The sequence below is a fragment of the Flagellimonas amoyensis genome (assembly GCF_003058265.1).
Lineage (GTDB): Bacteria > Bacteroidota > Bacteroidia > Flavobacteriales > Flavobacteriaceae > Flagellimonas > Flagellimonas amoyensis.
In genome coordinates this window covers 1-23,922 of record NZ_QBUK01000010.1, presented here as the reverse complement: position 1 = coordinate 23,922, position 23,922 = coordinate 1, and the positions used below count along the sequence as shown (strand labels likewise).

Annotated in this window: 22 protein-coding genes and 1 tRNA gene; 12 read left to right on the top strand and 11 right to left on the bottom strand. The window is 44.0% G+C overall.

Features of this window, described 5'->3' with window-relative positions:
* Positions 1 to 24 precede the first annotated feature (24 nt).
* Positions 25 to 891, bottom strand: coding sequence for an MBL fold metallo-hydrolase (locus DB398_RS14080; protein WP_108425092.1), 867 nt, complete (start codon positions 889 to 891; stop codon positions 25 to 27).
* A 228-nt stretch (positions 892 to 1,119) separates the two neighbouring features.
* Here DB398_RS14080 and DB398_RS14075 point away from each other — a divergent pair, with 228 nt between their 5' ends.
* Together DB398_RS14075 and DB398_RS14070 are read left to right on the top strand one after the other, a co-directional pair.
* Positions 1,120 to 2,973: a cation:proton antiporter gene (locus DB398_RS14075; protein ID WP_108425091.1), complete on the top strand. Its 1,854-nt coding sequence runs from the start codon at positions 1,120 to 1,122 to the stop codon at positions 2,971 to 2,973.
* Positions 2,974 to 3,079: 106 nt separating this feature from the next.
* Positions 3,080 to 4,849, top strand: coding sequence for an SLC13 family permease (locus DB398_RS14070; protein WP_108425090.1), 1,770 nt, complete (start codon positions 3,080 to 3,082; stop codon positions 4,847 to 4,849).
* 84 nt (positions 4,850 to 4,933) lie between these two features.
* On the opposite strand, the gene lepA is transcribed toward DB398_RS14070, so the two are convergent.
* Positions 4,934 to 6,730: a translation elongation factor 4 gene (gene lepA / locus DB398_RS14065; RefSeq protein WP_108425089.1), complete on the bottom strand. Its 1,797-nt coding sequence runs from the start codon at positions 6,728 to 6,730 to the stop codon at positions 4,934 to 4,936.
* 149 nt (positions 6,731 to 6,879) lie between these two features.
* Between lepA and DB398_RS14060 the strand changes: the two genes are divergently transcribed.
* Together DB398_RS14060 and dusB are read left to right on the top strand one after the other, a co-directional pair.
* Positions 6,880 to 9,300, top strand: a complete 2,421-nt coding sequence (locus DB398_RS14060; protein ID WP_108425088.1) for an outer membrane beta-barrel family protein — start codon at positions 6,880 to 6,882, stop codon at positions 9,298 to 9,300.
* Between the two features lie 49 nt (positions 9,301 to 9,349).
* Positions 9,350 to 10,342: a tRNA dihydrouridine synthase DusB gene (gene dusB / locus DB398_RS14055; protein ID WP_108425087.1), complete on the top strand. Its 993-nt coding sequence runs from the start codon at positions 9,350 to 9,352 to the stop codon at positions 10,340 to 10,342.
* On the opposite strand, the gene DB398_RS14050 is transcribed toward dusB, so the two are convergent.
* Positions 10,339 to 11,547 (bottom strand): ABC transporter permease, encoded by a 1,209-nt coding sequence (locus DB398_RS14050; RefSeq protein ID WP_108425086.1) that lies wholly within the window; start codon positions 11,545 to 11,547, stop codon positions 10,339 to 10,341. The genes dusB and DB398_RS14050 overlap by 4 nt on opposite strands.
* Before the next feature lie 2 nt (positions 11,548 to 11,549).
* Positions 11,550 to 11,945 (bottom strand): 30S ribosome-binding factor RbfA, encoded by a 396-nt coding sequence (rbfA, locus tag DB398_RS14045; protein WP_108425085.1) that lies wholly within the window; start codon positions 11,943 to 11,945, stop codon positions 11,550 to 11,552.
* Between the two features lie 105 nt (positions 11,946 to 12,050).
* On the opposite strand from rbfA, the gene mce reads away from it, so the two are divergent.
* The gene (gene mce / locus DB398_RS14040; RefSeq protein ID WP_108425084.1) at positions 12,051 to 12,467 is read left to right on the top strand and encodes a methylmalonyl-CoA epimerase; all 417 of its coding nucleotides are present in this window, start codon (positions 12,051 to 12,053) and stop codon (positions 12,465 to 12,467) included.
* 50 nt (positions 12,468 to 12,517) lie between these two features.
* Positions 12,518 to 12,591: transfer RNA gene (locus DB398_RS14035), tRNA-Ile, on the top strand.
* An 84-nt stretch (positions 12,592 to 12,675) separates the two neighbouring features.
* Here DB398_RS14035 and DB398_RS18580 read toward each other — a convergent pair.
* Entirely contained in the window at positions 12,676 to 14,655 is a 1,980-nt protein-coding gene (locus DB398_RS18580; RefSeq protein ID WP_108425083.1) for a cytidine/deoxycytidylate deaminase family protein, read from the bottom strand.
* Positions 14,656 to 14,891: 236 nt separating this feature from the next.
* Here DB398_RS18580 and DB398_RS14025 point away from each other — a divergent pair, with 236 nt between their 5' ends.
* A complete protein-coding gene (locus tag DB398_RS14025; protein ID WP_108425082.1) occupies positions 14,892 to 15,569 on the top strand; it encodes a hypothetical protein in 678 nt (225 codons plus the stop codon).
* A 19-nt stretch (positions 15,570 to 15,588) separates the two neighbouring features.
* Here the strand turns inward: DB398_RS14025 and DB398_RS14020 are convergent, their stop codons facing one another.
* The 5 genes from DB398_RS14020 to DB398_RS14000 all read right to left on the bottom strand — a co-directional run bounded on the left by DB398_RS14020 (position 15,589) and on the right by DB398_RS14000 (position 18,681).
* The gene (locus tag DB398_RS14020; RefSeq protein WP_108425081.1) at positions 15,589 to 15,759 is read right to left on the bottom strand and encodes a transposase; all 171 of its coding nucleotides are present in this window, start codon (positions 15,757 to 15,759) and stop codon (positions 15,589 to 15,591) included.
* Between the two features lie 154 nt (positions 15,760 to 15,913).
* Positions 15,914 to 17,287, bottom strand: a complete 1,374-nt coding sequence (locus tag DB398_RS14015; protein WP_159076452.1) for a hypothetical protein — start codon at positions 17,285 to 17,287, stop codon at positions 15,914 to 15,916.
* A gap of 158 nt (positions 17,288 to 17,445) precedes the next feature.
* Positions 17,446 to 17,649, bottom strand: coding sequence for a hypothetical protein (locus tag DB398_RS14010; protein ID WP_108425079.1), 204 nt, complete (start codon positions 17,647 to 17,649; stop codon positions 17,446 to 17,448).
* 137 nt (positions 17,650 to 17,786) lie between these two features.
* A complete protein-coding gene (locus DB398_RS14005; RefSeq protein WP_108425078.1) occupies positions 17,787 to 18,314 on the bottom strand; it encodes an ImmA/IrrE family metallo-endopeptidase in 528 nt (175 codons plus the stop codon).
* A gap of 19 nt (positions 18,315 to 18,333) precedes the next feature.
* Positions 18,334 to 18,681: a helix-turn-helix domain-containing protein gene (locus DB398_RS14000; RefSeq protein ID WP_108425077.1), complete on the bottom strand. Its 348-nt coding sequence runs from the start codon at positions 18,679 to 18,681 to the stop codon at positions 18,334 to 18,336.
* 412 nt (positions 18,682 to 19,093) lie between these two features.
* On the opposite strand from DB398_RS14000, the gene DB398_RS13995 reads away from it, so the two are divergent.
* From DB398_RS13995 to DB398_RS13985, 3 genes are read left to right on the top strand one after another with little or no spacing between them, the layout of a single operon-like run.
* Positions 19,094 to 19,759: a multiubiquitin domain-containing protein gene (locus DB398_RS13995; protein WP_159076451.1), complete on the top strand. Its 666-nt coding sequence runs from the start codon at positions 19,094 to 19,096 to the stop codon at positions 19,757 to 19,759.
* 10 nt (positions 19,760 to 19,769) lie between these two features.
* Positions 19,770 to 20,915: a ThiF family adenylyltransferase gene (locus DB398_RS13990; RefSeq protein ID WP_199913406.1), complete on the top strand. Its 1,146-nt coding sequence runs from the start codon at positions 19,770 to 19,772 to the stop codon at positions 20,913 to 20,915.
* A complete protein-coding gene (locus tag DB398_RS13985) occupies positions 20,896 to 21,279 on the top strand; it encodes a ubiquitination-like system serine protease family protein (RefSeq protein WP_108425074.1) in 384 nt (127 codons plus the stop codon). Before DB398_RS13990 ends, DB398_RS13985 begins: the two co-directional genes overlap by 20 nt.
* 614 nt (positions 21,280 to 21,893) lie before the next feature.
* Here the strand turns inward: DB398_RS13985 and DB398_RS13975 are convergent.
* Complete coding sequence (locus DB398_RS13975) at positions 21,894 to 22,139, bottom strand: helix-turn-helix domain-containing protein (RefSeq protein WP_159076450.1); 246 nt, start codon at positions 22,137 to 22,139, stop codon at positions 21,894 to 21,896.
* 338 nt (positions 22,140 to 22,477) lie between these two features.
* Between DB398_RS13975 and DB398_RS18380 the strand changes: the two genes are divergently transcribed.
* Both DB398_RS18380 and DB398_RS13970 read left to right on the top strand, forming a co-directional pair.
* Positions 22,478 to 22,852 carry a hypothetical protein gene (locus tag DB398_RS18380; RefSeq protein WP_159076449.1) on the top strand — a complete coding sequence of 125 codons (375 nt, stop codon included), beginning with the start codon at positions 22,478 to 22,480 and terminating at the stop codon, positions 22,850 to 22,852.
* A gap of 379 nt (positions 22,853 to 23,231) precedes the next feature.
* The gene (locus DB398_RS13970; protein WP_108425255.1) at positions 23,232 to 23,852 is read left to right on the top strand and encodes a carboxypeptidase-like regulatory domain-containing protein; all 621 of its coding nucleotides are present in this window, start codon (positions 23,232 to 23,234) and stop codon (positions 23,850 to 23,852) included.
* The last annotated feature ends 70 nt before the right edge of the window (positions 23,853 to 23,922 follow it).

Genomic DNA, 23,922 nt, shown 5'->3' with positions numbered 1-23,922 from the left:
AGATGTGTTTGTAAAAGTAAATCTCTAATGTGTTATAAATAATTCATCAAAGGAAAACGACTCGTTCAGCCTTGCCCCTCTTTCGGTTTGTTGAAGGGTGCAGAGCTGGTTGTGGGCGTCATGTTCAAAGAACAATATCCAATCGTTTTCCACGGCATTGTCCAAAAAATCGGCCTTTTCCTGTAGCGTAAGCAGGGGCCTTGTATCGTATCCCATCACGTAGGGAAGGGGAATATGGCCAACGGTGGGGATCAGGTCCGCAACGAAGACCACGGTCTTTCCTTTGTAGGAAATATGCGGAAGCATTTGCTTGTCGGTATGGCCATCCACAAAGTGGATCCCAAAGCCCAGTTCGGAATTTTTCAAAAAAGGGGCTTCGCCCCGATCTATAAAATGGAGCTGGCCGCTTTCCTCCATGGGCAGCAGGTTTTCTTTTAAAAAGGAAGCCTTTTCACGGGCGTTGGGCTTTGTGGCCCATTCCCAGTGGTCTTTGTTGGTCCAGAACCGGGCATTCTTGAAGGCTGGCTCGTATCCTGTCCTGTCCTTGTTCCATTGGATGCTGCCTCCACAGTGGTCAAAGTGGAGGTGGGTCAGGAAGACGTCGGTGATGTCATCCCGATGGAACCCTGCTTTTTCCAAGGAACGGTCCAACGTATGGTCTCCCCAAAGGGAATAATAACTGAAGAATTTTTCCGATTGCTTGTTCCCAAGCCCATTGTCGATCAATATGAGCTTATCCCCATCTTCCACCAAAAGACATCTTGCCGCCAGATCGATCATGTTATTGCCATCAGCGGGGTTGGTCCTGTTCCAAATGGATTTGGGCACCACGCCGAACATGGCCCCTCCATCCAACTTGAAATTACCGGTCTCTATGGGATAAATCGTCATTTAGAAAGTAAATGGCATGCAAAATAACAAAAGCACCATCCAAAAGACATAAAAAGACAATTTTATTGGCCGTATTTTAACAAAATAGCGGTTAAGGGCATTTTTGGTCTGCCCCAAAGAAGTAGGGTTCAGGGCATATTGGTCCAATGGGGGCTAAAATTCCTTGGGTTCCGTTGGGCCGGGCGGTTATGTAAAAGAAAAGCAGTAAATTTCAAAAAAACTTAAACGATGCTGGAACTTGCGGGAATCATAATTCTTGGCATTATTGCACAATGGGTGGCCTGGCGGTTCAAACTGCCGGCCATTTTACCTTTGATACTGATCGGATTGTTGGTGGGGCCGATCGCCACGTTGTACACCGATGATGGCTCAAAACTCATAGAGCCCATATGGAACGGGGAGAAAGGGCTTTTTCCGGGAGAGGGACTGTACTATTTTGTTTCCTTGGCCATCAGCATCATTCTTTTTGAAGGAGGCCTTACCCTGAAACGCGCTGAGATTTCGAATGTGGGACCAGTGATCACCAAATTGATCACCATTGGCTCGGTGGTCACCTTTTTTGGCGCCGGAGTGGCCGCATATTACATTTTTGGGCTTTCGTGGCAGATTTCCTTCTTGTTTTCGGCACTGATCATTGTGACGGGACCAACGGTGATCACACCCATTTTGCGGAACATCCCCTTGAAGAAGGATGTATCGGCCATACTGAAATGGGAAGGGATCCTTATCGACCCCATCGGCGCCCTTGTGGCCGTATTGGTGTTCGAGTTCATCAGTGTGGGGGGAGGACAGGCCTTTACCATCACAGCTTTGGTGGAGTTTGGAAAGATCATTCTGTTTGGGACCACTTTTGGGTTCACTTTTGCCCACGCCCTTGGTTTTGCCATCAAGAAGAACTTTATCCCGCACTACCTTTTGAATGTGGTGTCTTTGTCCACGGTATTGCTTGTTTTTGTGGAATCGGACATTTTTGCCCACGAATCGGGACTGTTGGCCGTTGTGGTCATGGGGATGGTGCTGGGCAACATGAATTTGCCCAACTTAAAGGAACTGCTCTATTTCAAGGAATCGTTGAGCGTTTTGTTGATATCCATTCTTTTTATCCTATTGGCCGCGAACATCGATATTTCGGATCTGGAGCTCATCTACAATTGGAATACCGTTGCGCTCTTTGCGGTGGTCGTTTTTTTGATCAGGCCGTTGGGCGTTTTTTTGAGCGCACAGGGGTCCAATCTCAAGCTCAATGAAAAGCTTTTTATAGGATGGGTGGGCCCACGGGGTATCGTTGCTGCCGGTATCGCTTCCCTTTTTGGGTCCAAGCTGTTGGCCAATGGGGAGCCGGGTGCGGAGTACATTACCCCTTTGGTGTTCATGATCGTGTTGGGAACGGTGCTGTTGAACGCCACTACGGCAAGGTTGTTCGCAAAGCTCATCGGGGTGTTTTTGAAAAAATCGGAAGGCATCATCATCATTGGGGCATCACTTCCCTCCAGATTGATCGGGGGCTATCTCCAAAAAAATAAAAGACACGTGGTCTTGGTGGACAACAACAGGACCAATGTGGAAAAAGCCCGAAAACATGGCCTCGAGGCAATAGTTTCCAATATTTATTCGGACAACCTCACGGATTATATAGAATTGAGCGATGTGGGCTATTTGATGGCACTGACAGGAAACTCGGACATCAACCAATACGCGATTGACTCTTTCAAGGACCAGTTCGGGGAGAACGGATCGTTCAGACTGGTAAATTCCGAAGAGATGAACGACCCGGAAAGCAACCCGAAGGAAGGGCTCTTTTCGCATACGGATGATTATATCACCTTGACCGAGGCCGCCAGAAAAAATCCCATCGTACATGAAATTGAGCTAAAGGACAGCGAACATTATGAAGGGTTGATCGAAATCACCAAGGCCGATAGGGACATAGTGCCCATTTTCCTTAAAACTCCCGATGGTGACCTGCAGATCATCTCATCCAACAGCTTGGATTTTACAGACATAAAGGAAGGATACAAGTTGGTCTATTTGGGGAAGGAACTGGAAGTGACCAAAGAGAACAAGTCCACTGAAACTGCTTAACGTTTTCCCATGGAAAGTCCAAATTCGCCAAAAATTTGCCCGGGACTGCCTTTGCCCAAAGTGAAAACAAAGGCCTCAAAAAGTGGAACCATAATATAGCGTTTCTATGGGCACCGACCTGATCATCACCATTGTCATCATCTGTATAGGCATTGTACTCTTCATCAAGGATTACTTTTCCATAGACACGACCTCTATCATCATCATGGCCCTGTTCATAGTGGCAGGTGTACTTAGCCCCAAAGAGGGTTTTTCGGGCTTCAACCACCCGGCGACCCTGACCCTTGGGTGCATGTTCGTGGTCAGTGCCGGGGTGTTCAATTCGGGAATCTTGGAAGGCCTGAGCCAAAGGATCATCAAACTGGCCAAGATACACTATAGCATAGCTCTGATCACTTTTTGCCTCATAGCCGGTATGTTCTCTGCCTTTGTGAACGATTCTGCCGTTGTGGCCCTGCTCTTGCCCATTGCCCTCACGGTATGCAGGGAGACCAAGATTGCCCCAAGCATGTTGCTCATCCCCATTTCCTTTTCCGCACTTTTTGGGGGCACCTGCACCTTGATCGGGACATCCACCAACATTCTGGTAAGTAGTTATGCCGAAGAATACGGACTGGAAGGTTTTGGCATGTTCGAGTTCAGCTTGGCGGCCCTGTGCTTGGCCACTATAGGGTTTGCCTACATCTTTTTTGTGGCACCAATATTATTGCCCAAGGCCAAAAAGGAACAGGACGAGCTCACAAGGGAGGCTGAGAAATATATCACGGAATTGTTGGTCGAGGAAGGTTGTCCGGACATCAAGAAGCCGTTGTACAAGTCCAAATTGGTCAACGACCTCAACATTCAGGTCTTGGCCATTCTGAGGGAAGGCTCGCTCAAGAACAACATTGGGCCCGAAACATTCATATTGGAAGGCGATGTGATAAAGGTAATGATGCCCCCAAGGACATTGAACAGGATTCGGGATTTAAAAGGCTACAGGATCAAAGGCAATAAACAAATGGGGAATGTTGGGTCCGAAAAGCACATCTATGAGGTCATTGTGCCTTTTGGATCACGACTGACGGAAGGCTCGCTACGCACACTCAATTTTAGAAGGCAATACAACTGCTCCGTACTTGCGATTCGGCAACGCGGGGAGATTTTGTACGAGAAATTGCCCGATGTGAAGCTGATGGAAGGGGACATGCTGTTGATATTGGGCTCAGAGGCCGATATGGAAGTGTTGGTCTCACAAAACCTGGTGGTGGCCCTTTCTGAGCACAAGCAGGGAAAAACCGATTACAAAAAGGCCATTCCCGCACTCATCATCGCTGTGGGCGTGGTGCTGGCAGCCTCCTTGAATTTGACTTCCATTTTGATCAGTAGCATGGTGGGCGCCCTATTGTTGGTCGCGACCTCCACCTTGAAGCCAAAGGAAGCCTACGAGGCCGTGGAATGGAAGGTGATCTTTATGATGGCCGGGGTGCTTTCCATGGGAACGGCCCTTGAAAAAACTGGGGGTGCTGAAAAAATAGCGGCATTCATACAACAGACCTTGGGAAGCTATGACGCCCAGATCACGCTCAGCATTCTGTACCTCATCACCTTCCTGAGCACCAATGTGCTCTCCAGTAAGGCCACAGCGGCGCTCATGTCCCCGATAGTGATCAGTCTTGCCGCGGCCATGGGGGTCAGTGAACGGCCTTTTTTGGTGGCGGTGATGTTCGCCTGTTCCTTGACCTTCATGACCCCGGTGAGTTACCCTACGAACACCATGGTCTATGCGCCCGGGAATTACAGGTTCAATGATTTCTTGAGGGTGGGCACCCCATTGAACATCATCATCTGGATTGCGGCCACTTTTGTGATCCCCTATTTCTTTCCGTTCAAATAGAAGGGAACTACCAAGGAAGAAAAGGACCTATGGCCGTTGTCCAAGAAGCCAGCGCCTATAAGTTAAAAGCGAACAAAAAGCAGTCTAGTCGTTCAATTTGAGCACGGCCATGAAGGCTTGCTGCGGAATCTCCACATTACCCACTTGGCGCATACGTTTTTTCCCTTTTTTCTGCTTTTCCAACAGTTTTCGCTTACGGGAAATGTCCCCACCATAACATTTGGCGGTCACATCTTTTCGAAGGGCCTTTATGGTCTCCCTTGAAATGATTTTGGCCCCAATGGCCGCTTGGATAGGGATATCGAACTGTTGCCTTGGGATGAGCTCCTTCAGCTTTTCGCACATTTTTTTACCGATATTGTGCGCATTGTCAAAATGGATAAGTGCGGAAAGCGCATCCACAGGTTGGGCATTCAGAAGGATGTCCACACGCACCAACTTGGATATCCGCATCCCGATCGGAGTATAGTCAAACGAGGCGTAGCCTTTTGAAACGGTCTTCAACCGGTCGTAAAAATCAAATACGATTTCGGCCAATGGCATATCAAAAATGAGCTCTACCCGCTCTGGGGTCAAATAGGTCTGGTTCTTGATCTGACCACGTTTCTCAATACAAAGGGACATTACGTTACCCACAAAATCCGATTTTGTGATAATGGTGGCCTTGATATATGGTTCTTCCACACGGTCCAAAGTGGAAGGGTCGGGAAGGTCCGAAGGGTTGTTTACGATAATGGGGGTCTCCCTGTCCTTGGTGTTGAAGGCATGGTAGCTCACGTTAGGCACCGTGGTGATCACGGTCATGTCAAATTCGCGTTCCAACCGCTCTTGGATGATCTCCATGTGGAGCATTCCCAAAAACCCGCATCGAAAGCCAAAGCCCAAGGCCGCACTACTTTCTGGAGTGAAGACCAAAGAGGCGTCGTTCAATTGCAGTTTTTCCATGGAAGATCGGAGTTCCTCAAAATCTTCGGTATCCACGGGATAAATACCCGCAAAGACCATAGGCTTTACATCCTCGAAACCTTCAATGGCATTTTTGGTGGGATTGGCGGCATCGGTGATGGTATCCCCCACCTTTACTTCGCGCGCGTCCTTGATCCCGGTAATCAAATAACCCACGTCCCCCGCCGAAATTTTGTTCTTGGGCACCTGTTTTAATTTCAGTGTACCGATCTCATCCGCCTCATAGGCCTTTCCAGTGGCCACAAACTTGATCCTTTGGCCTTTTTTGATTTCTCCGTTGATGACCCTAAAATAGGTTTCCACCCCTCTGAACGGGTTGTAGACAGAATCGAACACCAAGGCTTGGAGCGGTTCGGAAACACTGCCCTTAGGAGCAGGGATGCGTTCAATAATGGCCGTCAAGATCTCCTGGATGCCAATACCTGTTTTGGCACTGGCGGGGATGACCTCCTCTGCCCTACATCCCAAAAGGTCCACAATATCGTCCGTCACTTCTTCCGGATTGGCACTGGGTAGGTCCACTTTGTTGAGCACGGGAATGATCTCCAGGTCATTTTCGAGGGCCAGATAAAGGTTCGAAATGGTCTGCGCCTGGATACTCTGTGCGGCATCCACCACCAAAAGGGCCCCTTCACAGGCCGCAATGGATCGGGATACTTCGTATGAAAAATCCACGTGACCGGGAGTGTCGATCAAGTTAAGGATATAGGTTTCCCCTTCGTGCTCATACTCCATTTGTATGGCATGGCTCTTTATGGTGATGCCGCGTTCGCGTTCCAGGTCCATGCTGTCCAACAGCTGATCCTGTTTTTCGCGTTCGGTGACAGAGCCCGTAAAGTCCAACAAACGGTCGGCCAAGGTGCTTTTACCATGATCTATATGTGCAATGATGCAAAAATTCCTAATCTTCTCCATATCAACAATAACCCGCCAAAAAGGCTGATAAGCAACTGCAAATATAATTGTTTTAAATACCTGCCGATGGTTTTTTGCAAATAAGAAAAAAGAGAGGCTATACCGCTCAAGAATAATTTCTTAGATTTGAGGTCCAACCCCAGCCATAAATGAAAAACCTCACCTTTGTGCTTTTATCGGTGTCCTTGATCAGCACCTGCCTCAATGGGCAGACGTTCAAGATTACCGGAAAGGTGGTGGACGAACAGAACCAGGTGATCCCTTACGCCAATATTCTGTTATTGCAGGCTTCCGACTCCACTTTTGTGAAAGGCACTTCCGCGGACGACAACGGTTTTTTTGAATTGAAGGAAGTGGCCCCCGATCTCTATCTGCTCCAAGCCAGTTATGTGGGGAGGGGTTCTGAACCAAGGGCATTGGACATTGCCAAGGACGTTTCCCTTGGAGCGCTCATCATTCCTCTGGAAAGTAACGAACTGGATGAGGTTGTGGTGACGGCACAGCGTCCAAAACTACAAAAACTATCAGACAGACTGGTCTTTTCGGTTGAAAACACCGTGATTTCGCAAGGAAGTTCGTGGGATATCCTCAAAAGCACACCGGGCGTGATCGTTGCCGAGGACAGACTGCTGGTGAGGGGGCAGAGTGCAACCGTTTACCTGAACGACAGGAAGGTCCAGTTGTCGGGACAAGAGATAGAAGATCTGCTGCAGGGACTATCGGGAACGAACATCAAATCGGTTGAGGTGATCGGCAACCCACCGGCAAGCTATGATGCCGGAGGAGGCCCCATTTTGAACATTGTGACCTCGAAGAGCATTGTTCCGGGATATAAGGGAAGCATCAACGGAAGCGTTACGCAGGCTGTTTTTTCAAAGTACAGCATCGGCACAAGTCACTATTATAAAACGGACAAGCTCCATTTGTTTGCCAATTACACCATCAACCCACAAAAGGAACTTAGAAAAACGGATAAAGGCATCCATTTTATGGATGATACCAATTCGGTGTTTTCCCAGTGGGACACACAGTACGAAAGGACCAACAGCTCCCGATCACAGAATGCGAATTTTATCCTGGACTATGATTTTGATAAGAGGAACAGTCTGGGCATTACCTCCAATGTGCTGTTCAATTTGGGCGAGGACCAAGATACACGCCTGACCAATACCATGAGAAATGGCTTGGGGCAAGTGGACTCCACATTTACCACATTGAACAACGCTGTACTGGACAAAACGAATTTCGCATTTGATCTTACCTATGTGCACCGCCTGAAAAAGGAGGGAAGCAAAATAAGCGTCAATGGACACTACACCCATTACAACGGACAGGCCTTACAAAACCTTTCTTCCGATTATTTTGATGCAAGCGGGGCTTTTCTGCGTGATTTTGGTTTCGATTCCGATTCCGAACAGGACATTGATATTTTCACGGGACAGGTGGATTATGCCACCCCAATAGGCAATGCCTCCTTTGAGACCGGGGCGAAAATTTCGTCCATTGCCTCCGAGAGCAACGCTGATTTTTTCAATTTCAATGGGTCCAGCAATACAGTGGACCCATCCCAATCCGACCATTATACCTATGACGAGAAAGTATATGCAGCCTATTTCAGCTTGGTAAAAAACTGGGAAAAATGGTCCATGAAATTAGGGCTAAGGGGCGAGCTCACCGAGGCCAAAGGAACCTCTGAGACATTGGGTGAGACCAATACCCAGGACTTTTTTGAGCCATTCCCATCTTTGTACGTGCTCTATTCGCCATCGGAAACCCATAGTATTTCGTTCGATTACGGCAGAAATGTGAACAGACCAAAGTACAATGACCTCAACCCCTTCCGGTTCTTCTTCAATGAAAATGACTATGAAGAGGGAAACCCGGGACTTGTACCAAGTTTCAGCAATAATTTCAACCTGAATTATACCATCAACAGCGAATATTTCTTCGATGTCTATTATCGGGACAATGGAAGGACCATTTCCTATTTGGTCTTTCAGGACAACACCGATCAGACCTTGGTGGAGTTGAAGCAGAATGTATTGGAAAGTAAGTCCTATGGGCTGGACTTTACCCTGAGCAAGCCCATTTTGCCCGCCTGGTTCCTATATGCCTACACTTCCTTTTTCCACGAAGAGGAAACCTTTTTGGCGGCGGAGAGCGGAAATGTGCCCTACACCAACAAAGTGGACGGGTTTTATGGCTATCTCTCCAACTATCTCACCCTGTCGAAGGATGGGACCTTCACGGGAGAGGTCACGGCCACATACCTATCCAAGTTTTTGTTCGGGTCCTATGTTTCCGATGAGCAGATCAACTTGACCTTGGGGCTGCGAAAGACGCTTTTCAACAACAAGATCACCCTCTCCTTGGCGGCGGAGGACATTCTGGAAAAATATGTGCCCACCTACCGTTCGCAATACCTCAATCAGGACAATTTTTACCGAAGACGCCCGGAAACACAATTCATCCGCTTTGGGTTCACCTATAATTTTGGCAATTTCAGATTGGAGGACAACCAGCGCGGAATCGACAAAAAGGAGCGGGACAGGCTACAATCCAAAGACTAATGTGTTGATTCTGGGGTATTTTGTATTTTTGCAGTCCAAAAAATAGGATTTGCCAAAAATAGGAAACATAGAACTGCCTGATTTTCCGTTGCTTCTTGCCCCAATGGAAGATGTGAGCGACCCTCCTTTCCGTGCACTCTGCAAGGAACAGGGTGCCGATGTGGTATATACCGAGTTCATTTCTTCGGAAGGATTGATCAGGGATGCGGCCAAAAGTGTCCTCAAGCTGGACATTTATGAAAAGGAACGCCCGGTGGGCATCCAGATTTTTGGTGCGGAGCTGGACTCCATGCTCCAAGCCGTTGATATTGTGGAGCAATCCAATCCCGATATCATCGACATCAATTTTGGCTGTCCCGTAAAAAAAGTGGTCTGCAAAAATGCCGGAGCAGGGATTTTGCGGGATATTCCCCTTATGGTAAAACTGACCGAGGAAATCGTCAAGCGGACCAAACTTCCCGTTACCGTCAAGACGAGATTGGGTTGGGATTCCGATTCCATAAAAATTGTTGAGGTAGCGGAACGTTTGCAGGATGTGGGCATAAAGGCCATTTCCATCCATGGGCGTACCCGCGTGCAGATGTACAAGGGCGAGGCGGACTGGAAACCCATTGCAGAGGTGAAGAACAACCAACGGATGCAAATCCCCGTATTCGGAAATGGCGATGTGGACACTCCCGAGGCCGCGGTGAGGATGCGTGACGATTTTGGTCTGGACGGGGCCATGATCGGTAGGGCCAGTATCGGGTATCCCTGGTTTTTTAAGGAGGTAAAACATTTCTTCAGGACAGGGGAGCACATGGCACCTCCATCCATGCAAGAACGTGTGGATGCAGCGCGCAGGCACCTACAGATGTCCATCGACTGGAAAGGCGAAAAATTGGGCGTGTTCGAGACGCGAAGGCACTACACCAATTATTTTAAGGGCATACCCCACTTCAAGGAACACCGTATGAAAATGGTGACCAGCGACGATGCAGTGGATGTGTTCGCTGCATTTGACGAAGTACTCGAGAAATTTGGGGATTTTCAGTTTGCCTAGGCAGCAATCATTTTTTTGGAAATCCGGCTGCTGGCAATTTTTGACGAGATAAAGCCCAAAACCACAATGGTGGCCATCACGATCAATAGGTTCATGGCATCGAACTCCACGGGATAGGCAAGGGAAGGCGTTATTTTTAACCAACCGAAGGCCAATTGCGAAACGATCAACAAGGTGCCGATCAACACCCCGATAAGCCCGCCCAAAGAAGTCACCAAAAGTCCTTGGATGAAATAGATCCTCCGTAATTCCTTGATGGTAGTGCCCAGACTGAACAAGGTCTTGGAATTCTGCTGTTTGTCCAAGATCATCATGATGATGGCCCCTACCACATTGAAAAGCGCAATGATCAACACCAAGGTGAAGATGAGATAAGTGGCAAGGTTTTCCGTTTTCAGCATGCGGTGGAGGGTACTGTTCTGTTCCTGCCGGGTCAGTAATAGGACCTTTTCGCCCAAAACGGCCTGAATGGAACGTTTCACTTCATCAATTTTTGATAGGTCGTCCAATTTAAAGTTGATACCGGAAACCATCGTGCTGTCCTTTTCCAGCAATTTCTGGATAAGGGGTAGCTGGGCGAACACATATTTTTTGTCCAGGCCCTCTTCCACGGCATACACACCGCTGACCACCAAGGGAAATTCGTTATAGGGTTTTGGGTTGACAAGGCCCTGCTGTGCAAGAGAACCCTTTCCGGGCTTTGGCACCAGGACCATCATGGGTGTTCGGTTGTTCATGGGCACTCCCAGTAGGTTATAGATGCCAATGCCGATGACCCCATTGTACTCCATATTGCCCCAATTGCCAAATTGCAGGGTGCTGTCCACACCCGTCACCGACCGGTATCGTTCATCCACTCCCTTTATATAGGCAATGGTGCTTTTCTCCCGATAGGTCAAATAGGCCCGTTCCTCGAGTTCCTTGGAAAAATTGGCCAAGTTGGGAACGTCTTGCAAAGCAGCTTCCTCGCTCGGCACCATGGAAAAATATTTCCCGGTTGTGGGCAGGGCCTTCAGGTCGGGATCAAAAGTGTTGGAAAAGGACAGACTGAACGTTTTTAGCCCAGCGAAGGCCGATAGCACGATGAAAAGTGCCGCGGACCCGATCACGATGACCAAAAAAGTGACAAAATTGATGATGTTCACCGCATTTTGACTGCTTTTGGACCGTAGATAGCGCTTGGCGATATAAAACGGGAAGTTCAAGGTCAGGATTTCTTTCGTTTGTCGAGCAGGTCCCTGTTCTCAATGGGGTTTTCCTCCCCTTTGAGCGATTGTTCAATTCTATCGATATATTCCAAGGAATCATCCAGATAAAAAACAAGCTCGGGCACCCTTCTCAACTGGTTTTTGGTGCGAAGGGCCAGTTCATGGCGAATGGTCACTTGGCTGGCCTTGATCCCGGCCAACAACTCTTTGGCGTCCTTGTTGGGGAAAATGCTCACATAGACCTTGGCCAATGACAGATCCACCGTTACGGATACTTTGGAAACAGAGATCAAAGTTCCCTTGAGCCCACCATCGGTGGCCGCTCGTTGCAGGATGTCCGCCAGATCTTTTTGGATGATCCCCGCTATTTTCTTTTGCCGTTGTGTTTCCTCCATGGTGCAAAAATAAAGGAAATCCTGACTAACCGCGCACTTTGAATGGATTACAGTCCGTAATTTTGGAAAAACCGTGCATTGCAGAACACAAAATCAGCGAAGTCCATGGATAAAATTGAACACATCGGCATTGCCGTAAAGGATTTGGAAGCGTCCAACCAGTTATTCGCCAAACTGCTGGGAGTGCCTCCCTACAAAATGGAAGAGGTGGCCTCGGAAGGTGTAAGGACCTCTTTTTTTGAATCGGGACCCAACAAGGTGGAATTGTTGGAAGCCACGAGCGCGGACAGCCCGATCGCGAAGTTTTTGGAAAAAAAGGGAGAGGGCATCCACCACATCGCCTTTGCAGTGGAGGATATAGTTTCGGAGTTGGCCCGGCTGAAGGAGGAAGGCTTCCAGCTATTGAACGAAACCCCCAAAAAAGGAGCCGATAACAAACTGGTGGCATTCCTGCACCCAAAGGGCACAAACGGCGTGCTGGTGGAGCTTTGCCAAGAAATAAAAGCAAAGGAGGGGCGTTAAAACCTTGCGGTGTAGAAAAATAAACACTAATATTGCATCCGCAAATTGCGGGTCCTATAGCTCAGTTGGTTAGAGCACCTGACTCATAATCAGGTGGTCCCTGGTTCGAGCCCAGGTGGGACCACTTCAACAAAGATAAGCCTTTCAAGCAATTGAAAGGTTTTTCTTTTTTATACGGGTACAACATAGGTACAACATTTCAAAACAGTTATTTTAATAATTCAATTAATTTCTGTTCGTCAATCTCATTATTATCATTCAGAACTGACAAAAGTTTTTCTTTCAAATCTGGGTTCTCAATGCCTTCTATTGACTTTTCCCAATCACTTTTTTTATTGGGAGTGTTTTCAAGCATAATAGTAACCTCATCTTTATATGCCATAAACGGTTCGTACAATTTTGTGTAAGATTTACCAATTACCCCATTAAACTGGATTAATTCTAATTTTTCATTTCTATTATACGAAAGAATTTGGGGTTCGGATATTCCAGGATAGGGATCAATGTAATAAACTTTATCTACTCCTAATTGAGTCGCTTTTTTTGAACAAAGTTCGCATGGGCTCGCAGTTGTAAAAAGAATTCCGTTTTTTAATCCTTGTCCACCATATTTACTGATTTGAAGCATGGCGTTCTCTTCGGCGTGTAGAGACTTTGTGTGAACTTGATTTTTTTCCCCTTCAAAGTGATTATGTATCGTTTTAAAACAAAAGGAGCAATTTTTCCCATTGAGATGTGTGTTAGCACTTGAAGTATCTGAGCTTTTAAAGTATTCAGCTATTGCACCAGGAAAAGACTTGGGCTCTTTGTTTTTATATTTAAAATCAACATCTACTTTATTTATTCCTTTACCACGTTCAAATTTGCTGTAATGCACTTCATCAAGGTTATTGGTTCTAAAATCATTGGCTGAACGAAGGTTGCATGGAGTTTGACCGCTTGGAACGTCATTCCATCCAACAGCCTTAATAGAATAGTATTTATCAGAAACTACGGCTCCAACCTGTCTTGAAATACATCCCGAGTTTAATTTTGCATTAAAAGCTACTTGCATGCATCTTTCACTAGATGAGGGCGTAATTATTCCAGGCTGCTGTATTAATGAAATGAATTTTAGTAGTTGCTCTTCACGTGTAAAAAACGGTTCTTCCTTGTTTGAGTCTTGGATATCCTCATATCTATTGTTGATTACATGTATATCACTTTTTTGAATACAATTGTAGACATCAGGACTAGAAAAAACTCCTTTTGAATGATCACTAGTTTTATATTCTGTTGAATCTAAATCAATGATATTTTGAATTAACGAGGAAACATCTTCGTTCAACCCTTTCTTTCTTATTCTATTTTGAATCCTACTTTCCAGTCTATTATTTCCGTCTTTTGTGGCCAGCATATAAAAACCTGAGTATCTTTCTTTGAAGAACATTATTTCCAAAGAATTACGTAGCGAATCAATTACGATTTTTGTGACCTTTCCTTTGTTATCATTGTTCTGTTTTTTTGATTTAATCAATCTATTAGTCAATTGGGCTATTGTATAGATGTATTTTATATCGTTTACATTCTTTGGGTTTAAGGGATCACCACTTTGTCTAATATTACAACTCAAGTGGTGAAGTAAATGCGACCTTCTGAAGTAGCCATATTTTTCAAGTATTTTAAATATATTACTAGCTAATTGCTCAAAATCAGACCCAAAGAATTCGTTATAAAGCTTTTCCAATTGTTCTTTCGTCTTAATCAAAGAAAAATCACCATTGTAGCTTTCAATATCTTGAACAAGTTTTGAGGAGGTTAATAGCTTAGTTATTTCTTTTGCAACTTTAGTAGCTATTTTAGAGTTGTCTTCTTTCTTATTTTCACGATAGTAATTATCAATAATTTGCTTTAAAGCCCTATAGTCCTGGGAATAGTAGCTTATTAAATAAAAAAGGAGGATGTCTTTATATTTTATTATTTCATAAGGCTGCCAATTTTGATTATAGGACATATAATTATAACATATGCTATGCTTTTTTTTTGCTAAGTCATTTTTGATTTCAGATAATTCCCTAATTCCTTTTTTTAGAGTGCTAAAATCACTGGCTAAAAGGTTAGCTAATTTGGAGCAACCGGAGCCGGTTCGGCCAGTTAATCCAATTATTGAAAAGTTTCTTCTAAGTTTATATAATTCTGTTAACTCCATTTAATTCTCAATAGAATGTCCAATTTATGTGGGCATGAAATACATTTAAATTATCCCAAAGAAGGATAATATAGATGAATTTGGCCGTCTTCTAAATGATTGTTTCAAATGGCCTAGTTATGTTAAACGGACCTATATTTTGTAAGCAATCAAAACCATTTAAATTAATTACTTCTCACAATTTACAGTTTTTGGTTGAACTTTCTGACTAACTTGATTTATACCTATCTTGGAATATGGAAAAATTAGGCAACATATTGGCTATCTGGATTCACAGACAAAGAACGTTGTCCAGAAAAATGGAAACAAAGGCCAGACATCTTTCCCTTAATGGACTTTCCGCTTTAATTATTATGATAAGTTTTATACCCCTAACCCTTCTTTTTTTCATTAGTGGAAAAAGATATACTTGGATACAGATTTCTGCGTATTATATTTTTCAATTTCTGCTATTATTAATAGCTCTTGTGTTTGTTATTGGCTGGTTCAAAGCGAAGGAAATGGACAATTCTGATGTAGAAGGTTTCTCATTTGTACAGCTATCATTTAAAAAAATAGACAATGAATATTTTGGATTTGATGACTCTGATTTAGAAAACCTTGAGCTTTTGACTAAGCTTTTGCCTTACAAACAAAGGATAGTGATTAGGGAAGTGCCAAAGAATAAGCAATCTGGGAATCTTAGATTTCTTTTTTCGTTTTTGGACTACATTATTGAAGATGGCATTCAAGGACTGGGAAAGGAATCTAGAGACTCACTTTCCAAATTGGTTCAAAAAAGATTTACCTTCGATGGTTCCGAAATCAACGAGAACACATTTGCATCCAGTTACTCCAAATGGTCACAAAAGACTAAAGAATGGGACTATGATGATACACGAAAAGCAATAGCCAAAGCTCTTGGAATCTCCTAATTATTATAAATTTTTTGTGCTAACCCACAAAAGAAGCTATTCCTGCGTAACATGCATATTCACGGCCATTTTCAAAGCTGGTAAAGTTGTTGGTGATAACGAGCATAAAAGCCGCTGTGACCAATCCAATCCCGCAGACCGAACGAGCGAGACCATAATTCTCGTACAATTGTGCTTCGCTCTCGATCACCTCCTCTGAATTATCTAAAAATTAATCCATAACCATTAACTATAAAAAATGGAACATTCTTATGGGCTGGAGAGTGTTCCTTCTCAGTCTATTCATTATAACAAACACATCGATTTTATTCAACTATGGGAAGGCTACAATTTGATGGAAAACCTTATAGGGATTCAATAAAAAACTTGTAGTAGTTGCCCCTGCCTTTATGTTTGATAAGGGGTTCGAGCATTTGTTTGTTGGTCCTTAGGAAACTTTGGAGGTCAAGCCTAATCTTTCTGGAAAAAAAACAGATTATATCGATGCCCAGCATGGCGTTCTGTACCCCTGTGGCATCAAAAACGAATTCCATCATTTTTTGTCCTGCCACACTACAATTTGCGACCCATACGTATTTGGGAAGGCTTAAGGTCAACCTATTGATTTTGGCAGGCTCCGATAGGGGATATTGCCTCATTCCATTTTTATGGTCCTGGGAATAAAGGATTTTTATGTCCCAAACCAAATCTGCCACTATTTTATTCGTAAAGAAAAGCCGAAGAATTAGGTCTAATCCCAAGACGATGGCTTCGATGTCTTCATAAGATATTCTTACCTTAGGAAATACGGGAACTATGATATATTGTACAAGGGTCGGACGTTTTTTTGGGTCATTCTTTGTCCAATGGTTTTCCAATTCCCCATCATTTAGGAATGTCAACCTTGCAAAGGGGCCCCATTGATCATCGTGGGCGTAGATTTTTTCAATGTTGTCGGAATGCCACGTAATTTCATCCTTGGGCGCTGTTATCTGAGGCTTTATAAATTTAAAGCCAGAGACAGCTATGGCATGGGCTCCATAGTTTTCGCCAAAGGGAACTTTGATTACGAGAATAATGGGAATACCCAAGGAAGAATATGCATTTAGTATTTTTCGAATATAAACACCCGAGACCACTTGCCCCATTTCTTTACTATGGCGGATGTTTGGCCGTTTGATCTCGGACACCAAACCTGAGTTGACAATAGCCTGACAGATTTGTAATATACTCAGACCTTTATTGGGGAAAAGACGGCTGCCATCAGGGGAAATGTTATCCGCGTCGCGGGTAATTTGGCTAGGGGATTTCAAGCTCGTATGAAAATTCAACGAAGCTTTGTTCAGCATGGACCAAATCGCGGTGGTGGCACAGGCCGCAATGACGCTGTCCTGTTCTTGGAAGGCCAAGGATTCAATCTTTAACTGCTTTCCGAATAAATGGATTAGGTACTGCCTAGTGCCCCAAAAGGACCGGGAATCTTCAGGATCGGAATAGGTTTTTAATAAGGTAAGGCCTATAACCGTGATGGGAATGGGCTTGACGACAATGAATCCGAGGTATCCTTCCCAAAATTCGGGATCATCATCCTTCAATAATTGTTTGGTAAGTTCCTTTGCATCGAATTCATTGCGAAAGAAGTGGATTCTTCTACAGACTTTGGGATAGTTTTCAAAGCAATAGGAATAATAGGTGGAATAGCCATCGAGAAAATCCTTACTGATATAGTTTTCCTCCATAACCATTGTTCTAGAACCAATTGCTGGGGAAGAAAGGTATTCGTATAAAAAAAGAAACTGGTTTTTTTCTTGGATGACAACCTTAGTGGTATAGTCATTCTTCAAGGCCGAAGCAAAGGCGGATTCGGAAAATGACTTGACAACCAAGGGCCCCCTTTTTAGAGTTGCACAATAGTTCTCAACTCTTCCTGATTCATCTGATTGAGCCTGAGTACTTCCTTCTGTTGTTCGATCGTATGTTCAATAAGACCACTCACATGTTTTGTTTCCTTTAATTTGGTGGATTTGAAATCGGCACCTTCCACAAATATGGATACTACCGTCCCACCTCTCGGGTCTTTTTGTACTTTTCCACTTTCCATACGATTGATTGTTAACTGGTTACGAATACGGATTGATCTAAGATAAATATATTTTTGATTCTTCCAATGTCCAGAAAGGTAAAATTGACAGAAAAATCGTCCACCCGCGCTGTTCCATGGGTATCGTTTCCCAAATGTTACTTCCCAAGGTATCCCAAATTGGTCAACCTGAAGGTCATGGCTATGTTGCTTACCTTGAATTTTTTGGCCAGGGACCGTACCATATTCTCGTCGGTAAAAAAGGTTTCACTTTCCATCAAGAGCTCAAATTCCTTTCGGATCAAATCTTCCGGCATCAAAATGGAAGCTGCAAAGGCATTTGCTTCCCGTTCCTGTCTGTACTCTTTATCCGTGGAATTTTGGCGGCGGAACATGACCTTGACATTGTCAACAAAAAGACCATCCTTCCTTTCATCCCTATGGAGGATATAGTGACCAAGTTCATGGGCAATGGTAAAACGTTGCCTGACTTCAGATTCTGAAGGATTATAGCCAATCCTGGCATTCCCATTCTCTATGACCAATGCCCCGGACACATCATCGCCCAAGTCAAAGGAAAGTAAACTGATATCTAGTTCCCTAACAATCTTTTTAATAGGGATGGGGGCATACTTCAGACCAAGACTGTCAAGAAGTTTTGACCCCTTTTCTTCAATGCTTTTCATCTCGGTAATTTTTTAATTGTCAACTGGACTGACTGATAAATGAGTTCAGATTCTCCATCGAGTCTTCCTTAATATGTCCTTTGGCCTTGGACTTCTTAATGAATTTCTCAAAGATGGGATTCACCTCATTGGTGGCAGGTTGAAAATCGGGAATAAGGTTGCTCACATTCACATTCAAAATTTCGGAAAACGTCCATAAAAGATGTAATGGTGGATGTTGCCTCCCTTTTTCAATATTAACGATTGAAGCACGGCTCATATTGGCTTTCATGGCGAGGTCGGCCTGACTCAAATCGGCCTTGGACCTTGCGTGCTTAATAAATTGGCCGACTTTGGTATAAAACCGGTCCTTATCGTTATCCGTCATATTTTGATTGGGTTAATTACTGCAAAGGTACAGCGTAAAGTTGAATTATACAAACTGTTTGTAAAACTATACATAAATAAATTAGTTTTTTTTAGTTGTCTAACCAGATAAATTTTTATATTTGCCTAATCGAATTCAAATAGATATGAATCTAAATATATATAACGATAGAGGATAAAATAAAAAATCCAGTCCGTTGAGGTAACAACAGACTGGAGTACAAAAAGGGATATAAGATTGGTGTCTTCTATTTCAAGGCTCATCACCTTGAGCGATTCCCTTGTTCTGTTTACAATGTTAGCCATTTTAATGATGTGCCGCAAGTAGGGGAACTAAATTTTTTACCTGAGCAGCAATGGCCCATACCTGCTTTAAAGCCCTTGGGACTTTATAACTCATTAAAATGTTAGAAATGGCAAAATTTATTTTTAAGTTGAACAACTCCACCTTTGAAACGGAAAATTCGATCATCAAGGGAAGTGAGATTTTAAGCCTTGCAGGCCTAGGGCCTGTAGAGGATTATGAACTGCTCCAAAAGATCAACGAAAAGGGCTTTGAGCCCATTCAATTGGAAGAAGAGGTTGATTTACGTGAAGTCGGCATTGAAGGCTTCCGAGCCAAACCTTACAGGAAAATACCCATCATTGTTGATGGTGAGACCTATGAGGTTGAGGAATGCTTTATGACCCCCTTGGAAATCATGGCCCTGGTCAACAGGGATGAGCGGGAATTCTTCCTTAAGGAAATCCGGAATGGGGATGTCGAAGTTGGTTACCGGGAGGATCTGGAACATAAAGTAGGCCTGAGCCGTAAATCCGTATTCCAAACATGTCCATTGTCCATCGAATACCATCTTATTGTAAATGCAAAGGAAAAGGTATGGAACAAGCCTTTCATAAGCTATGAAGAGGTGATCAAGTTGGCCTATGGAAGCATCTCAACGGACCCCAATGTTTGCTATACCGTGATATATAAGCGGGGACCCAAAGGATTCGAAGAGGGCAGCTTGGTCAAGGGACAAAAAGTGAAAGTGAAACAAAGAATGATATTCAATGTCACTGCAACTAATAAGTCATAGTCCGGACCTGATGAAACTTCGTAACGAAGGTTACGAAGTTTCTATCCATGGGGGTTATTTGGTGATAACCAATGTTCCCTATGTGAACAGAGATAAAAGAGTGCAAAGGGGTATTTTGGTCACGGATCTCACCATTGGAGGAGGGAGGGCCGTTAAGCCCAGGAGCCATGTGGTCCATTTTGCAGGGGAACAACCTTGCCGTGCGGACGGTTCAGAAATACAGGCCATTAAACATAGCAGTGCCCGAAATACTTTGGGTGGTGTGCAGGTGGACCATTCCTTTTCGAACAAACCCCAGGGAGGGTATTCGGATTATTACCATAAGATGACCCAATATATCCGCATCATTTCCAATGAGGCAAGGGCTTTGGACCCTTCGGTCACGGCCCAAACCTTTAAGGTGATGGAAGATGTGGAAGAGAATGGGGTCTTGAAATATTGGGACACCAATGCGAGTCGGTCCCATGTCGATTCCATTTCAAAAAAACTGGCAGGCTTGAAGGTGGCGATTATCGGTTTGGGAGGCACAGGGTCTTATATTCTCGATTCAGTGGCCAAGACATTGGTCGCAGAGATTCATCTGTTCGATGGAGCGCCTTTTTTGCAGCATAATGCGTTCAGGGCGCCAGGGGCAGCATCCTTGGAAGAACTGAATGAATGCAAAAAGAAGGTCCATTACTATGCGGGGATTTATTCCAAGATGCACAAAGGGATCATTCCCCATGATTTCTATCTGGATGAAACCAATATACACCTTTTGGACAAAATGGATTTTGTGTTCATCAGCATCGATAAGAGCGAACCAAAGCGAATTATTTTTGGCCGGCTGATAGAATTGGAAACCCCATTTATTGATGTAGGTATGGGAGTGGACAGGGTTGATGGTGCCCTCACGGGAATGCTAAGGCTAACGACGTGTACCCCTAACTATCGGAAAAGTGTCCAAGAGTTGAACCGGGTTTCCTTTGTTGATCCAGAAGAGGACGGGGCGTATGACGATAACATTCAAATTGCTGAGCTGAACAACCTGAATGCCTGTTTGGCCGTCATCAAATGGAAAAAGCTTTTTGGGGTGTATCATGATCAAGAAAAGGAACATAATGCAATCTATTCGATTAATCTAAACAGTTTATTGAATGAAGACAGTGAGGCTTAAGTTTTTGGAGCAAATTCCTGAAAAGTTGGAGGATGGGGTGCTCTATATTTCGATGGAATATGGCACAGTGCTGCATAACTGTTGTTGTGGGTGTGGGAGCGAGGTTAATACCCCGCTCTCCCCTGCATCTTGGAAAATGGAATACAATGGGGAGACCGTAACTCTGGATCCTTCAATTGGTAACTGGAGTTTTCCTTGTAAATCGCACTATTGGATAAAGAATAACAAAGTGATTTGGTGTAAAAAGTGGTCTCAATCAGAAGTTAATATTCATAGAAAAGAAGAAGCTCAGGATATGCAAATCCATTATAGTGAAAAGAAGAAAAAAGGTATGTTTGCTCGACTATGGAATTGGGTTAGATAGGGAGAATGTTGGAATTATCTCATAACAAAACTTCTATCGCCTTATCAACGACAGATGTATCTAGTTCTTTCAAGTACGCTTGAGTTATAGCCATATTCTGATGCCCAATGATTCGCTGATTACATCTGTTGCAACTCCTTTTTGCTTAAGGCAATTGGCAAAACTGTGACGAGCAACATAACTGGTAACAGATTTTTGAATTTTGGCCAATTCGGCTATGGTTCTCAGGTCCGTGTTATATTTTTTAAGCACTTTGGCTTTGCGGTTCTCTATCTGGTTGGGCGTAAGAACGTCATGTAGTAAAATTGGAAAGACATATTTAGTGCCCAATGAATTTTTACTATAATAATCCAAGATTTTCTGAACCGGAGGCAGGATTTTAATGGTAAAGCTTCCCCTTGGTTTTGGAGCGGGTATAATAGTGACTTCAATTAATTCTAGACCACATTATTGGAAGCAAGCAGCAAAAGATAGGCCTCAATTCATTTATAAAATTGAAAAAAGCACAGTTCAAAACGGTATAATCAGATAATAGGTCTAGATATCCCAATCTTTACTTTAGGACAGGTTTTCTAAAGACCTAACATATTGATTTAAGTCTTCATGCCAGTTGTCTACATTGGATTATCAGGCATAAAATCCTTCATACTACATTCAAGGTATTTCGCAAGTTCGTACAACTGATCAAAAGAATACATGCTAGGTGAACTTTCCATTTCAATTTGACCAATGTAGCCACGTGTGACCCCGAATAATTCACCAATATCTGACTGGCTACGATTTAATTTGTTCCTTCTAGCCTTCACAAGCTTCACTATTTTCAATTCTATTTTTGTCTTTGGAGCAACCTTTTTTGCCATTCGTAAAAAAATATTGAAAAACATTTGCTTAGTTCCAGCTAACACTTTATGTTTGCATAGTTATCACTAAGCACTTGTCGTGCTGTTTAACTTGATTATTACATCTATCAAATAGATTGTGAGTTTAATGAGCCTCAGCGTCCGAAGCTAGCATTTCGACACAACACGAGGCGGTAGAGTTAAACCCACGTCTAAAGCTATTGTGTATCTTTGCACAATTCTTTAGGCTGGGTTCTACTGAAAACCGTGTTGTAGGCTTGCTAGCGCCTGGACAAAGGTTGGATGTGGAATACCAGCCTTTTCGCTTTTAAACTCGTTCATCATAAGCACTAGGGTATATGAAAATGAGTAAAGCAAATCCATTAAAGCACCTCCGCAGCAAATCATTTGTAGCTAGCATCGCTATTTGTGATGACAAACAGGTGCAATCCCCACCCCTTCAATCTATTCTAAAAAACATCAAATGCGCCTCGAATGAGCACCAAAAACTGCCAGTACCAAAAACAAGGACGTTGTACCATGTTGGCCAAGGAGAAAAACCCTTTGAATACTGTCCTTCAATACCAACCCCATGCCCACAGAAATTATGGGCTTGCCGGGTTAAAGACGGTTTTATTCATTCAGCATTAATTACAATGACCATAAAAGTAGCTTCTTTTCCTTTAACAGCAAATGGACATTGGGGTTTGTTATTGAAATCTGATTTTCTTTGACCTTTAACGACCAACTAAAACACTAAAATAATGCTTTACTATTTAAGGAATGTTCCAATAACTACATTTCATCTATTATTTAGGAAGAAGCCTAGAAACCCAATCTAACCCTAGGACTATAGCTTTAGGACATACGCTCCATTTTTCCGGTTTACGATATCCATTGTCCCTTAGCTCACACATACACTTTTGGGGAATCCGGCCCTAGTACATTTTCATAGTCATTATTCATTAAGGAACCCAATTTCCAACTGCATTTGGTACTTGGACGGGATGGCCTATGTCCGAACCTTGATGTCCTTCTTGGAGTTTTGGCTTTATGCTGACTTTTTGGACAGTGGAATATAAACTAACGCTTTACTCAAACGAACTCAACATAATGAAGAAATCACCAAAATGCTTTTGCAGGACGTCATGGTTCCTGCTACTATATATCCTTTTAGTACCCTTTTTTACACACAAAATGCAGGCGGGCCATAGCTTGGAACCACCACAGTCCACCATTTCCGGCACCGTGACCGATACTTCGGGGAACCCCCTTGCCGGGGTGAACATTGTGGTGGAGTCCAAGCATATCGGGACCATATCCGAATTGGACGGTTCATTTACCATTCAAGCATCACCCGGCGATGTGCTTATCTTTTCCATGGTCGGCTTCAAGACCCTCTCCGTGCCCATTTCGGGTAGGGACGAAATTGTAGTATCTTTGGAAGAGGACGTGACCCAATTGGGGGAAGTGGTGCTCAATGCGGGCTACTATACCGTTACCGAAAGGGAGCGCACCGGGAACATCAGTAAGGTGGTAGCTTCTGAAATCGAAAAACAGCCCGTTTCCAATCCGTTGGCTGCCCTTCAGGGACGGATGTCCGGGGTGAACATCACCCAGACCTCGGGTCTTCCAGGGGCAGGGTTCAACATCCAGATCAGGGGACGGAACAGTATCGGTGCAGGCAACGACCCTTTGTATATTGTGAATGGAGTGCCCTTTGCCTCTGGATAGGGCGGTCAATGTATACCACCTGCGGCGGATGAAAGTGAGCAGTGCAAATCAAGTGCACGAGATCGACTCA

What these genes read in the sequence shown, in the direction of transcription:
- DB398_RS14080 (WP_108425092.1), bottom strand. Translation starts at nt 891, where the DNA reads ATGACGATTTATCCCATAGAGACCGGTAATTTCAAGTTGGATGGAGGG.
- DB398_RS14075 (WP_108425091.1), top strand. Translation starts at nt 1,120, where the DNA reads ATGCTGGAACTTGCGGGAATCATAATTCTTGGCATTATTGCACAATGG.
- DB398_RS14070 (WP_108425090.1), top strand. Translation starts at nt 3,080, where the DNA reads ATGGGCACCGACCTGATCATCACCATTGTCATCATCTGTATAGGCATT.
- lepA (WP_108425089.1), bottom strand. Translation starts at nt 6,730, where the DNA reads ATGGAGAAGATTAGGAATTTTTGCATCATTGCACATATAGATCATGGT.
- DB398_RS14060 (WP_108425088.1), top strand. Translation starts at nt 6,880, where the DNA reads ATGAAAAACCTCACCTTTGTGCTTTTATCGGTGTCCTTGATCAGCACC.
- rbfA (WP_108425085.1), bottom strand. Translation starts at nt 11,945, where the DNA reads ATGGAGGAAACACAACGGCAAAAGAAAATAGCGGGGATCATCCAAAAA.
- mce (WP_108425084.1), top strand. Translation starts at nt 12,051, where the DNA reads ATGGATAAAATTGAACACATCGGCATTGCCGTAAAGGATTTGGAAGCG.
- DB398_RS18580 (WP_108425083.1), bottom strand. Translation starts at nt 14,655, where the DNA reads ATGGAGTTAACAGAATTATATAAACTTAGAAGAAACTTTTCAATAATT.
- DB398_RS14025 (WP_108425082.1), top strand. Translation starts at nt 14,892, where the DNA reads ATGGAAAAATTAGGCAACATATTGGCTATCTGGATTCACAGACAAAGA.
- DB398_RS14015 (WP_159076452.1), bottom strand. Translation starts at nt 17,287, where the DNA reads ATGGAGGAAAACTATATCAGTAAGGATTTTCTCGATGGCTATTCCACC.
- DB398_RS14010 (WP_108425079.1), bottom strand. Translation starts at nt 17,649, where the DNA reads ATGGAAAGTGGAAAAGTACAAAAAGACCCGAGAGGTGGGACGGTAGTA.
- DB398_RS14005 (WP_108425078.1), bottom strand. Translation starts at nt 18,314, where the DNA reads ATGAAAAGCATTGAAGAAAAGGGGTCAAAACTTCTTGACAGTCTTGGT.
- DB398_RS14000 (WP_108425077.1), bottom strand. Translation starts at nt 18,681, where the DNA reads ATGACGGATAACGATAAGGACCGGTTTTATACCAAAGTCGGCCAATTT.
- DB398_RS13995 (WP_159076451.1), top strand. Translation starts at nt 19,094, where the DNA reads ATGGCAAAATTTATTTTTAAGTTGAACAACTCCACCTTTGAAACGGAA.
- DB398_RS13990 (WP_199913406.1), top strand. Translation starts at nt 19,770, where the DNA reads ATGAAACTTCGTAACGAAGGTTACGAAGTTTCTATCCATGGGGGTTAT.
- DB398_RS13985 (WP_108425074.1), top strand. Translation starts at nt 20,896, where the DNA reads ATGAAGACAGTGAGGCTTAAGTTTTTGGAGCAAATTCCTGAAAAGTTG.
- DB398_RS13975 (WP_159076450.1), bottom strand. Translation starts at nt 22,139, where the DNA reads ATGGCAAAAAAGGTTGCTCCAAAGACAAAAATAGAATTGAAAATAGTG.
- DB398_RS18380 (WP_159076449.1), top strand. Translation starts at nt 22,478, where the DNA reads ATGAAAATGAGTAAAGCAAATCCATTAAAGCACCTCCGCAGCAAATCA.
- DB398_RS13970 (WP_108425255.1), top strand. Translation starts at nt 23,232, where the DNA reads ATGAAGAAATCACCAAAATGCTTTTGCAGGACGTCATGGTTCCTGCTA.